This window comes from Georgenia sp. (genome assembly GCF_054605595.1).
Map to the genome: position 1 here is coordinate 1 of NZ_JBTSDU010000105.1, position 11,349 is coordinate 11,349.

An 11,349-nucleotide genomic window follows, 5' to 3' on the forward strand; every position below is an offset into this window, starting at 1 on the left:
TCTTCCGATCTCCTTCTCCACCTACACCGTCGACGCCGTGGCGCTCGTCGTCGCCGGCCGGCCGGCCCTGGCGGCCGGGTACGTGCTCGGTACCGTAATGTCCGCGCTGCTCGCGCTCTTCGCGGGCGTGGTCCTCACGCGCGCGGCCACCCGTCCCCGTCTTCGAGGAGCGACATGAGACCAGGCGAGACCGCCCTGCGGCTGACCATCTACCTCGGCGAGGCCGACCAGTGGCACCACCGCCCGCTCTACTCCGAGATCGTGCGGCGGGCGCGTGCCGCGGGGCTGGCCGGGGCCGCCGTCGTGCGCGGGCTCGAGGGTTTCGGCACCCGCCACCACATCCACACCAGCCGGGTGCTCAGCCTCAGCGAGGACCTGCCGCTCATCGTGGTGATCGTGGACGACGAGGCGAAGATCCGGGACTTCCTGCCCGAGCTCGACGGCCTGGTCGAGGAAGGCCTGGCCGTGCTCGACCGCGTGGAGGTCGTGCACGTCGGCCGCGAGGGTGACAGCGCCCCATGACCGCATTGTTCGTCGCGCTCGGCGCGGCGGCGGGCGCGCCGGCCCGGTACCTCACCGACCGGGTGCTCCAGGAGCGGCTCGGGTCGCAGCTGCCCTGGGGCACGCTGTGCGTGAACGTCCTCGGCTCGCTCCTCCTCGGCCTGGTGCTCGGCGGCGCCCACGCGCACGGTGTCGGCGCCGCGACGGTCGCCGCCGTCGGGAAGGGGTTCTCCGGCGCCCTGACCACGTTCAGCACGTTCGGGTACGAGACGGTCCGGCTCGTGGAGGACGGCTCCTACCGGTACGCCGTGGGCAACGTCGTGGTGAGCGTGGTCGTGGGGCTGCTCGCCGCGTGGGCGGGGTGGCAGCTCGGGCTCGCCCTGCTGGGATGATGGGCCGGTGCCTGCCGTGACCACGTGGCGCCGCCGCGCGCCCGGCCTTGCCCTCATGAGCGTCGTCGCCGCAGCCGCGTTCGCCGTCAACTCCTTGACGCCCGTCGTCTCCGCGCTGCTCGTCGCGATCCTCGCGGGGGTGCTGGTCCGCAACGCCGGCTGGCTGCCGGCCGCCGCGGAGGAAGGGATCCGCTACGGCGCCCGGACGGTGCTGCGCCTCGGCGTCGTCCTCCTCGGCCTCCAGCTCTCCGTCCCCGAGGTGCTCGCCCTGGGCTGGGGAGCCATCGTCGTCATCATCCTGACGGTCGCGCTGACCTGGAGCCTGACCCTGCTGCTGGGGCGCTGGCTACGCGTACCGCCCGCCCTGCGGTTGTTGCTCGCCACCGGTACGGCGGTGTGCGGCGCCTCGGCGGTCGCCGCCATGATCGCCGTGCTGGGGTCCCGGGACGCCGGCCGCCCGGCCGTCGAGGAGCACGCCGTCGAGGAGGAGGACGTCGAGGACGCCGCGGCCACCGCCGTCGCCGCCGTCACGATCTTCGGCACCATCTCCATGTTCGCCCTGCCCACGGTGGCCGGTGCCATCGGGCTCGCCGACCGACCGGCCGGGATCTGGCTGGGCGCCGCGGTCCACGAGGTGGGGCAGGTGGTGGCGGCCGGTGGGGTGATGGGGTCGGCGGTGCTCGCCACCGCCGTCGTCACCAAGCTCGGCCGGGTGGTCCTCCTCGCGCCGCTCGTCGCCGGGGTGGGGTACGCGCGTGGCCGGCGGGCCCGGGCAGCCGTCGAGCGCGCCGTGGCCGTGGACTCGGCCGCCGTGATCACCGGCGCACCGCCGACCGGGGCCGCACACACACGCCCGCCGCTCGTGCCCGGCTTCGTGCTGGGGTTCCTGGCGCTCGTCGCGGTGCGCTCGCTCGCGCCGGTGCCGCAACCCGTGCTCGACGGCGTGGCGACGGCGACGACGCTCGTCCTCACCATCGCCATGGCGGCCCTGGGCACCGGGGTGAACCTCCGGGTGCTGCTGAGCCGGGGTGGGCCCGCGCTGCTCCTCGGCCTCGCGGGTGCGGTGGTGGCCGCCGGCGTCTCACTGGTCGGAGTCCTCCTGCTGGTGTCGGCGCATCCTTGAGACAGGTGTCCCAAGCCCCAGGCCGGGTGCCGGCCGTGGTCATACGATCAGCCCATGACGACGACGAGGTCCGGACGAGCGGCCGTGCTCCAGCGTCTCGCTGCGGGGCTGGCCCGACGAGCCCGCCACGGGATGCTGCGCGTCGCCATCGACGGTCCCGACCACGCCGGCAAGACGGTGTTCGCGCGGGACCTGGTCGACGCCGTCCGGCCCCTGGTACAGAGCCCGGGCGAGGTCCGGCGGTTCAGCGCCGACCACCACCTGGCTCCCCTGCAGGTACGGCGCTCCGCGATGGCGGCGGACCCGGAGTGGCTCTACCGCAACGTCTACCACCTCGGGGAGATCCGCGAGATCGCCGAGGGGTTGCCCGAGCTCGACCCGCCGGGGTCGATCCTCGTCGTCGACGGCATGCTGCTCCAGCGCCCCGAGCTCGCCGACCTGTGGCACACCACGATCTACCTGACCATCCCGGACGAGCTCATCCTCGAACGTGTGATCGCGCGCGACTACGACCTCTTCGACAGCCTCGACGAGGTGCTGACGCGCTATCGGGAGCGGTACCTGCCCACGCTGCACATCTACGACGACGCCGTCGGCCCGGCCCAGCGGGCCGATGTGCTCCTGGAGATGCTGGATTTCGCCGATCCCACGGTGCTGCGCTGGGGTGACTACTGAGCCTCGCGCGGCGGGCGCTGCCCGGGGGCGTCGGAACCGGTTCCGGGCCGCGCTAGGGGGTGGGAGCCGGGCCGGTGTCGGCCGGGCTCGGCACGGGGGTCGGGGTCGGCGTGGCATCCGGGCCGAGGGTGGCGTTGGCGGCGGCCTGCGCCTGCCGCAGGCCCTCGCTCACGGGGATCTCGCCGCGGAACATCTGCTGCAGTACGGGCTCGAGCGCGGTGAGGGCGTCCGGCACCCGCGACGGGCCCAGCAGCGCCGGCTCACGGACGGCGTCGAGGAGCGCGGTGACGTCGATGTCGCGCGCTGCCCAGTAGTCGGCGTAGAGGTTCTGCGCGTCGGTCACGGCCGGCAGGCCGACGCCCTGGCTCGCGAGCGCGGCCTGTCCGGCGGCCGACCCGAGCCACCGCAGCGCGGTCACGACGGCGGTCCGCTGGTCGGAATCGGCGTTCGCCGCCACCGCGACCCCGTTGACGACGCCGATACGCCCCTGCGGGCCGGCGACCATGGGGGCGATGCCCACGGGGCGCCCCGCCGCGTCGGCGATCGCGCGAAGATCGCCCGACCCCGCCTGCAGCATGGCCAGGCGGCCCTGGGCGAACAGGACGCGGGCGGTCGCGGCGTCGGGGGCGACGGTGACGGGCGGTGCCACCCGGTGGGCCAGGTCCAGGTCCACGAGGTACTGCACGGCCGCCTCCCCCTCGGGGGAGGCGAACGTGAACCGCTCCCCGTCGTGCAGGTTGACGCCGTTCTGCGTGAGGAACGGTGCGATCACCGACGCCACCTCGGGGCCGGCGTTGAAACCCCACGTCGTCGTCGCTGCCGGGTCGAAGCCCTCCGTCCCGGGGTTGAGGCCGGCCTGGTCGGTGGTGAGCGCCCGGGCGGCGCCCAGGAGCGTGTCGCCCGCACCGGCCCCCGGTGCCCAGGTGAGCTCGTCCGGCGCCACGGAGGCTGCCGCCAGCTTCTCGGTGTCGTAGTAGAGGGCGATCGACTGCCACAGCTGGGGCACCGCCCAGGTCTTGGAGCCGCTCATGAAGAGCTCGGTGACGGGCGCGAGCCACGCGTCGTGGTCCTCGCCCAGCGCCGCGCCGACGTCGATGATGTCCTCGGTCCCGGACAGCTCGGGCACGGCGGTGGGATCGATCCAGAACAGGTCCGGCGCCTCGCCCGCGGCCAGGTCCTTCGTGAGCCGCTCCGCGTACTGGTCGCGGGGCACCACCTCGACGTCGACGCTGTAGTTGGGCTGCTGGGTCGAGAACGCCGCGAAGGACTCCACGTACGCCGCGGCGGCCGCCTCGTCCCACACCCGGAGGGTCATCGCGCCCGTCGCCTCTGCGCTGAGCGTCGCGCCGGCCCCGTCGTCCGGCTCGGCGGTCTGGCCCGTGCAGGCGGCGAGCGTCAGGGCGACCGCCGCAAGCAGCACCAGGCGGCGCCCGGACGGGGTGTTCATCGGTCCTCCTTGGTGGCAGCCCTCCCCCGCCGTCGGTCGAGAAGGTGCAAAATCTCCCCCAAGCGTAGTACAGGATCTCGGACCGTTCGGGGCTTCACGCGCCAGGCGCCTCCAGGACCTCGACGAGGGCGAAGGGCACCGTGAGGAGCTCGCGCCCGGCTCGCACGTGATAGCGGGTCCGGGCGCTCTTGACGACGACGCCCTCCCGGGAGCGGTACTTGCCGGAGGCGATGATGCGCACCCGCCAGCCGGGGGTGAGGGCGCCGCTCGCGGCCGCGGCCGCCAGCCGTGCCCGGGGGCTGACGGGCGGTTCCGCGATCTCGAACGGGAGGGCCTCGGCGAGCGCGGGGACGTCCGCCCGTTCCACGGGGAGCGACTCGGCGGCCCGGGGGACCGGCGACACCTCCGCCAGGCGGCGGCCTTCCCGGCCGACACCCAGCTCGCGCAGCTCCCGTTCGTAACGTGCGCCCATCGGGACCTCCCGCCCGTGGAACGTCCACCGCAGGAGGTTGTCGACGTCGAACCGCGGGCTGCACCGGGCGCAGCTGGTGGGCCGGGCCGGGCGGCGGTGCCGTTCGCTGGTGTGCCCACGCGGGCACGTCCCCAGCCACGGTGCCGGGGTGCGGGGTGCGTCCGTCGCGACCAGGCGGGAGCCCGAGCAGCCGATCTGTCGAGCCGTGGACCGCCACGTCGCGTCGTGGCCGTGCCGTGGCCCGACGAGCGCGTGGGCGATCTCGTGCAGCACCGTGTCGCGCACGTGGGCCTCGTCGTACAGCGCCATCAGGTGACGGGAGAGGGAGATCGTCCGGGACTCGAAACGGCACGCTCCGGCCCGCCGCCTGGCGTGGTCCAGCGTGAGGTGCCAGCCGGTCAGCCCGTGCTGCGCCAGCAGCTCCTCACCCAGGCGCATGACCACTCGTAGGTCCATCCCGATCACCTCCCGTCCACCTCCCCAGAGGTTACGGGTGGCCACCGACATCATGCGGCAGGGTCGCCGGGGACTGCCGGCGACCCTGCGGATCGTGGCGGGCACGTGGAGTTCCGCGGAAGCATCCCGCGCCCGCGGGCGTTGCACCGGTCGTGAGTGTCGTGACCGCCCTGCCCGCCGTCGCGACGGAGCTCCCCGCTGACGCGGCTCAGTCCACCGCGGTGGTGCCGGTGACCGGCGGGCCCGGTCCGGCCACCGCCGCGAGGTTCACGGACGTCGTCGTGATCGGTGCGGGGCAGGCCGGCCTCTCGGCCGCCTACCACCTCCGCCGCCGCGGCTTCGTGCCGAGTACCGACACCGCCCGCACCGGCACCGGTCCCCGGCCCGCGCCCGGCCCGGTGCCCACCTATGTCGTCCTGGACGCCGAGGACGGCCCGGGCGGTGCGTGGCGCCACCGGTGGCGCTCGCTGCGCATGGCGACCGTCAACGGCATCTACGACCTGCCCGGGATGGCGCAGCCGGCGGTGGACCCGTGCGAGGCGTCGGCCGACGTCCTGCCGCGCTACTTCGGTGACTACGAGGCCGAGCTCGACCTCGCCGTCGTCCGGCCCGTGCGGGTGCGCCACGTGCGCCGGGCCGACGGCGCCCCGGACGGACGGCTGCTGGTCGAGACCGACGCCGGCACGTGGTCCGCCCGGGCGGTCGTCAACGCCACCGGCACCTGGACGAAACCGTTCTGGCCGCGCTATCCCGGCCAGCTCGACTTCCAGGGCCGGCAGCTCCACGTCGCCGACTACGTGCGCGCCGCGGACCTCACGGGCCGCCACACCGTCGTCGTCGGCGGCGGTATCTCGGCCGTCCAGCTCCTCGACGAGATCTCCCAGGTCACCACCACCACCTGGGTCACCCGCCGCGAGCCCGTGTGGCGCGACGAGGACTTCGACGCCGACGCGGGGCGCGACGCCGTCGCACTCGTCGAGGCACTCGTCCGGCGGGGCCTGCCGCCCCGCTCCGTGGTCTCGGTCACCGGCCTCATCCGGACCCCTGCCCTGCGGGCCGCGGCCGCCCGCGGCGTGCTGGACCGGCACCCCATGTTCACCCGCATCGAGCCCACCGGGGTGCGCATGGCGGACGGCACCTTCCGACCCGCCGACGTCATCCTGTGGGCCACCGGCTTCCGGGCCGCGCTCGACCACCTGGCCCCGCTGCGGCTGCGCGGGCACGGCGGCGGCATCACGATGGACGGCACACAGGTGGCCGCCGAACCGCGGCTGCACCTCATCGGCTACGGGCCGTCGTCCTCCACCGTCGGCGCGAACCGGGCCGGGCGCGGCGCGGTCAACCGGATCGTCGCCCTGCTGGCGCCGTGACCAAACCCACCGCACCGCACCGGCGCCCGACCGCCGCAACGGTGCCAGGCTGGCGTCATGCTCGACGTCCTCGCCGCGAACCCGCTGCTGACGCTCATGGTCGTGCTCGCCATCGGAACGCTCGTGGGCACGATCCCGTTCGGTGCGGTGCGGTTCGGCCCCGCCGGTGCGCTCTTCGTCGGGCTCGCCGTCGGGGCGCTCGACCCCCGGCTGGGTGAGGGCCTCGGCCTCGTCCAGACCCTCGGCCTCGGCCTCTTCGTCTACACGGTCGGCCTGGCCGCGGGTACCGGCTTCTTCCGCGAGCTGCGTCGGCAGCTGCCGCTCATGGGTGGCGCCGTCGCCGTGCTGGCCGTCCTCGCCGTCGTCACCATCGCCCTCGGCGGTCTGCTGGGCCTGAGCCCTGCCCTGAGCGCCGGGTCCTACGCCGGGGTGCTGACCTCGACGCCGGCCCTCGCCGCCGCGACCGACCAGGCCGGCACCCAGGAGCCCGCCGTCGGCTACTCGCTGTCCTACCCGGTGGGCGTCATCGTGACGATCCTCGTCGTCGCGGTCGTGCTGGCGCGCCCCTGGCAGACGCGACGTGACGCCGATCCGGTGGCCGGCCTCGGCCTCGTCGACATCAGCGTCGAGGTCACCCGGCCGACCCGGCTCGGTGACGTCCCCGGGGTCAGCGAGCACGAGATCCGCCTGTCCTACCTCGCCCGCGCCGGCGAGACCCGCGTCGTCACCCCCGACGAGCAGCTCCACGTGGGGGACCGGGTCGTCGTCGTGGGGCCCGAACCCGCCGTGCGCCGCGCCCGCGAGCACCTGGGCGAGCGCGTCAGCGAGCACCTCGCCCACGACCGCTCCACCGTGGACTACCGCCGCTTCATCGTCTCCAACCCGGCCGTCGCCGGCCGGACCGTGCGCGAGCTCGACATCCCCGGCCGGTTCGCGGGCATCGTCACCCGGGTCCGCCGCGGCGACCTGGACATGCTCGCCCACGACGACTTCGTCCTCGAGCTCGGTGACAAGGTGCGGGTGATCGTCCCGCGCGGGCACCTGCGGGACGTCGCCGCCGTCCTGGGCGACTCCGAACGCAAGGTCAGCGAGGTCGACGCGTTCTCCCTCGGCGTCGGGCTGGCGCTCGGCCTGCTCGCCGGGCTGGTGGCGATCCCACTGCCCGGCGGCATCACCCTCGCCCTCGGCTCCGCCGCCGGCCCGCTCGTTGTCGGCATGGTGCTCGGCCGGCTGGAACGGACCGGGCCGCTGGTGTGGGGCATGGCCCGGCCGGCGAACCTGACCATCCGCCAGCTCGGCCTCCTGCTCTTCCTCGGCGCCACCGGGCTCGCGTCCGGCCAGGCGTTCGCGGCGTCGGCCCTCACCCTGGAGGGGATGAAGGTGGTCGTGCTGGCGGTGGTGATCGTCGTCGTCGGCGCCGCGGCCCTCCTGGTCCTCGCCCGCACGCTCGGCACGAGCGCCCCCCGGGCCGCTGGTGCGCTCGCGGGCTTCGTGGGCCAGCCCGCAATCCTCGCCTACGCCAACGGCCGCACCGTGGACGAGCGCATCGACGCCGGGTACGCCGTCCTCTTCGCCCTCGGCATCATCGCCAAGATCGTGCTGGTGCAGGTGGTCGGCGCGGTCTGAACCGCCCCGTGCCGCCGGCCGCCGAGCCGGCTGCCGAGCCGCCGTCGGACCGCCGTCGGACCGCCGAGCCGCCGTCGGACCGCCGTCGGACCGCCGAGCGATCCGGGCGCGTCCACGGCCCTTCCTCGCTAGCCTGGCGCCACGACCGAACGGGGGGCCGACGGTGGACGACGACGTGCTGGTGGCGGTGCGCGGCGGGGTGTTGACCCTGACGCTGAACCGGCCCGAGAAGAAGAACGCCCTGACCACCGCGATGTACGAGACCCTCGGGTCCGCCATCGACGGCGCCGGCCGGGACCGGGACGTCCGCTGCGTGCTGCTGCGCGCCGCGGGCGACGCCTTCTGCGCGGGCAACGACCTCTCGGACTTCCTCGCCCTCCGCGAGCGTCCCGGCGGCTGGGCGGGCAACCCGCTGCTCACCGCGCTCGCCCGGACCGCGACGCCGCTGGTCGCCGCGGTCCAGGGGCACGCGGTCGGCATCGGGCTGACCATGCTGCTGCACTGCGACCTGGTCTACCTCGCCGACGACGCCCGGCTGAGCGTGCCCTTCGCCGACCTCGGCCTCGTGCCGGAGGCGGCGTCGACGAAGACGTTGCCGGACCGGATCGGGCACCCGCGCGCGTTCGAGATGTTCGTCCTCGGCGAGGTCGTGGACGCCGCGCGCGCCGAGGCCTGGGGGCTCGCCAACGCCGTCGTCCCCCGCGACCGGCTCGACGCCCGCGCCCGGGAAGCCGCCGAGCAGGTGGCGGCCCGGTCCGCCCGGGCCGTGGCGGCGACGAAGTCCCTCATGCGGGACGGCGACGCCCTCCAGCGGCGCATCGACGAGGAGGGTGAGCAGTTCGTGGAGCGGCTGCGTTCCGCCGAGGTGGGCCGCGCCATCGACGCGTTCCTGCGGGGCCGGGGCGAGGACGGCTGACCGGCCCCCGGGTCGGGGCGAGGACGCCGGGCCGCCGGCGGGGTGCGCGTCGGTGGGCCGGGCCGGCGGCGTCACAGCCAGTGGTGCCGCTTGAACACGGTGTGGAGCGCGATCCCCAGCAGGGCCATGAGGAACAGCGCGAACGGGTAGCCGAGCCCCCAGTGGAGCTCGGGCATGTGGTCGAAGTTCATGCCGTAGATCGTGCCCACCAGGGTGGGGGCGAACAGGATCGCCGCCCACGACGAGATCCGCTTCACCTGCTCGTTCTGCAGGTAGCTCGCCTCGGTGATGGTGCGCATCTGGTCGTTCTGCTCCTGCGCGACCAGGGCGGAGTTGACCGTGAGCGCGTTCTGCAGCAGGGCCCGGAAGGAGTCGGCGCGGTCGACCACCCGCAGCGCGTGGTCGTGGACGTCCCGGAGCTTGTGGCGCAACTCGACGTCGACACCGTTCTGGTCGAGTCCCGAGGCGAGGTCCTCCAGCATGCCGAGCAGGGGGCGCGTGGCGCGCTGGAAGGCCATCACCTCCCGGGAGAGGGCGTAGATGCGCCGCGCGACGGTCGGGGCGCTGCTGAAGAGCTGGTCCTCGATCTCGTCGACGTCGTTCTCCAGGCCGGCCACGACGGGGCCGTAGTCGTCCACGACCTGGTCGAGGATGGCGTAGAGGACGGCGTAAGGCCCCAGGCGGAGCATGGCCCGGTCCTCCTCCAGCCGGCGCCGGACAAGGCTGAGGTCCGGGGACTCCGCGTGGCGCACGGTGACGACGAAAGCCGGGCCGGTGAAGACGTGCAGCTCGCCGAACTCGACCTTCTCGACCTCCTCGACGTACCGGGCCGGGCGCAGCACGGTGAAGAGGGTGCCCCCGTAGCGTTCCAGCTTGGGCCGCTGGTGCGCCTGGTTCGTGTCCTCCTCGGCCAGCTCGTGCAGGTCGAACTCTCCGGCGACGACGCGGACCTCCTCCGGTGTGGGCCGGTAGAGCCCCACCCACGCCATCCCGCCGTGCTGACGGAGCAGCTCGAACGTCTCCGCCAGGTCCGTCGCCGAGGCCGCCCGCTCGCCGTCGACGTAGATCGCGTTGTTGATGACGCCCATGCCCGTGTCCTTCCGCCGGATCCCGGTCCGATGCCAGGCTCCCACGCCGGGCTCACCCGCCGGGCTCCCACGCCGGGCTCACAGCCCGGGCTCGCCCGCCGGCTTCAACGTGCCGAGATCACGGCCCGGGCTCGCCCGCCGGGCACCCGCGCCGGGCTCACACCTCGGTGAGCGCCTTGCGGATGCGCTTCTCGGAGACCTTCACGGGGGTGCCGAGCTGCTGGGCGAAGAAGCTGACCCGCAACTCCTCGATCATCCAGCGCACCTCCGCCAGGCGGTGCTCGCGCCCCGGATCCGGGGCCAACCGCTCGCCCGCGCGCACCGCCGCCTCGTAGGCATCCTCCAGCTCGCCCACCTTCCACGCCAGATCGGCGTCCTGGTGGACGTTGACCTCCGCCCGTTCGATGCGCCGCTGCGCCGCCCGCAGATACCGGGGTAGGTGGACCAGCCGGTCCGGTGGCGTCGCGGCGACGAAGCCGTCGTGGACCAGCCGGGCGGCCTGGTCGCGGACCTCGGTGAGGGTGTTGAGCAGGAACATCGAGGTGGCCTTCTTGATCGCGGCCTCCAGCTCGCGGCGCGCGTCGAGCGTGGCCACGACCTGCCCGACCACCCCGTGCACCCGCTCCTCCAGCTCCCGGCGCACGTGGGCCACCAGCTCCGCGTAGGCGGCGCCGTCGCGCACCTGGTGCCCGCCGTGGTCGGCGGTCCACGCGTCGACGAGCGCGCCGACGGCGGCGAGCTGGATGTCGCCCACCAGCGCCTCCGTGCTCGGGTACGGGCTGGTGGCCAGCGTGAGCGCCTCCTTGCCGGTCCAGCGGGTGGTCACCCGGGCGGTGCGCAGCGCGGTCTCGAGCAGGACGAGGCGGCGCAACCCGGCCCGGTGGGCGCGGGCCTGCTCGGTGGCGTCGGCGAGGATGCGCAGCGAGACCGCCGCCCCCGCCGCACCGGTGCCGCCCGGCGTCTCCACGAGCGCGGGGTAGCCGCGCACGATCAGCCCCTGCGGCCCGGTGGACTCCACCTGGCGGGGGATCACGCCGCCGGGCAGCTCCGGCCAGCCGGTCAGGCCGTGCTGCTCGGGCAGGAGCGGGGTCAGCCCGGATCCGGCCACCTGCCGGCCTGCTGGGAGCGAGCCGCCGGCGGGCCGGGTGGGTCCCCCGGGGGTGTCGGCGCCGGGTGCGGCCGGAGCTGCATCGCCGCGACCACGGGCCTCCTCCATCGCGATGCGGACGGCGCCGCGGACCACGTTGCGCACCGCGTCGCGGGCCTGCGGGGCGAGCTCGCGC

11 protein-coding genes are annotated in these 11,349 nt (G+C 74.7%); 7 read left to right on the forward strand and 4 right to left on the reverse strand.

The window, feature by feature from the left end:
- Window positions 1-174 precede the first annotated feature (174 nt).
- The 4 genes from ACYC1Z_RS11590 to ACYC1Z_RS11605 are packed head-to-tail and all read left to right on the forward strand — an operon-like array spanning window position 175 to window position 2,691.
- Entirely contained in the window at window positions 175-522 is a 348-nt protein-coding gene (locus tag ACYC1Z_RS11590; RefSeq protein ID WP_461409684.1) for a DUF190 domain-containing protein, read from the forward strand.
- The gene (gene crcB, locus ACYC1Z_RS11595; RefSeq protein WP_461409685.1) at window positions 519-893 is read left to right on the forward strand and encodes a fluoride efflux transporter CrcB; all 375 of its coding nucleotides are present in this window, start codon (window positions 519-521) and stop codon (window positions 891-893) included. The genes ACYC1Z_RS11590 and crcB overlap by 4 nt, the downstream gene beginning before the upstream one ends.
- A 7-nt stretch (window positions 894-900) precedes the next feature.
- Window positions 901-2,016: a YeiH family protein gene (locus ACYC1Z_RS11600; protein ID WP_461409686.1), complete on the forward strand. Its 1,116-nt coding sequence runs from the start codon at window positions 901-903 to the stop codon at window positions 2,014-2,016.
- A gap of 54 nt (window positions 2,017-2,070) precedes the next feature.
- On the forward strand, window positions 2,071-2,691 hold the full coding sequence (locus ACYC1Z_RS11605; RefSeq protein ID WP_461409687.1) for a nucleoside/nucleotide kinase family protein: 621 nt from the start codon (window positions 2,071-2,073) through the stop codon (window positions 2,689-2,691).
- A 52-nt stretch (window positions 2,692-2,743) separates the two neighbouring features.
- Here ACYC1Z_RS11605 and ACYC1Z_RS11610 read toward each other — a convergent pair whose 3' ends face one another.
- Window positions 2,744-4,138 (reverse strand): ABC transporter substrate-binding protein, encoded by a 1,395-nt coding sequence (locus ACYC1Z_RS11610; RefSeq protein ID WP_461409688.1) that lies wholly within the window; start codon window positions 4,136-4,138, stop codon window positions 2,744-2,746.
- Window positions 4,139-4,232: 94 nt separating this feature from the next.
- Window positions 4,233-5,066, reverse strand: a complete 834-nt coding sequence (locus ACYC1Z_RS11615) for a SprT-like domain-containing protein (RefSeq protein WP_461409689.1) — start codon at window positions 5,064-5,066, stop codon at window positions 4,233-4,235.
- Window positions 5,067-5,296: 230 nt separating this feature from the next.
- On the opposite strand from ACYC1Z_RS11615, the gene ACYC1Z_RS11620 reads away from it, so the two are divergent.
- The 3 genes from ACYC1Z_RS11620 (at window position 5,297) to ACYC1Z_RS11630 (ending at window position 8,978) form a co-directional block, all read left to right on the forward strand.
- On the forward strand, window positions 5,297-6,436 hold the full coding sequence (locus tag ACYC1Z_RS11620; protein ID WP_461409694.1) for an FAD-dependent oxidoreductase: 1,140 nt from the start codon (window positions 5,297-5,299) through the stop codon (window positions 6,434-6,436).
- Window positions 6,437-6,493: 57 nt separating this feature from the next.
- Window positions 6,494-8,062, forward strand: coding sequence for an aspartate:alanine exchanger family transporter (locus tag ACYC1Z_RS11625; protein ID WP_461409690.1), 1,569 nt, complete (start codon window positions 6,494-6,496; stop codon window positions 8,060-8,062).
- A gap of 163 nt (window positions 8,063-8,225) precedes the next feature.
- Window positions 8,226-8,978, forward strand: coding sequence for an enoyl-CoA hydratase-related protein (locus tag ACYC1Z_RS11630; RefSeq protein WP_461409691.1), 753 nt, complete (start codon window positions 8,226-8,228; stop codon window positions 8,976-8,978).
- Window positions 8,979-9,049: 71 nt separating this feature from the next.
- Here the strand turns inward: ACYC1Z_RS11630 and ACYC1Z_RS11635 are convergent, their stop codons facing one another.
- The gene (locus ACYC1Z_RS11635) at window positions 9,050-10,066 is read right to left on the reverse strand and encodes a magnesium and cobalt transport protein CorA (RefSeq protein ID WP_461409692.1); all 1,017 of its coding nucleotides are present in this window, start codon (window positions 10,064-10,066) and stop codon (window positions 9,050-9,052) included.
- A 157-nt stretch (window positions 10,067-10,223) separates the two neighbouring features.
- A partial coding sequence (locus ACYC1Z_RS11640; RefSeq protein ID WP_461409693.1) for a DUF3418 domain-containing protein occupies window positions 10,224-11,349 on the reverse strand: 1,126 nt, incomplete at its 5' end.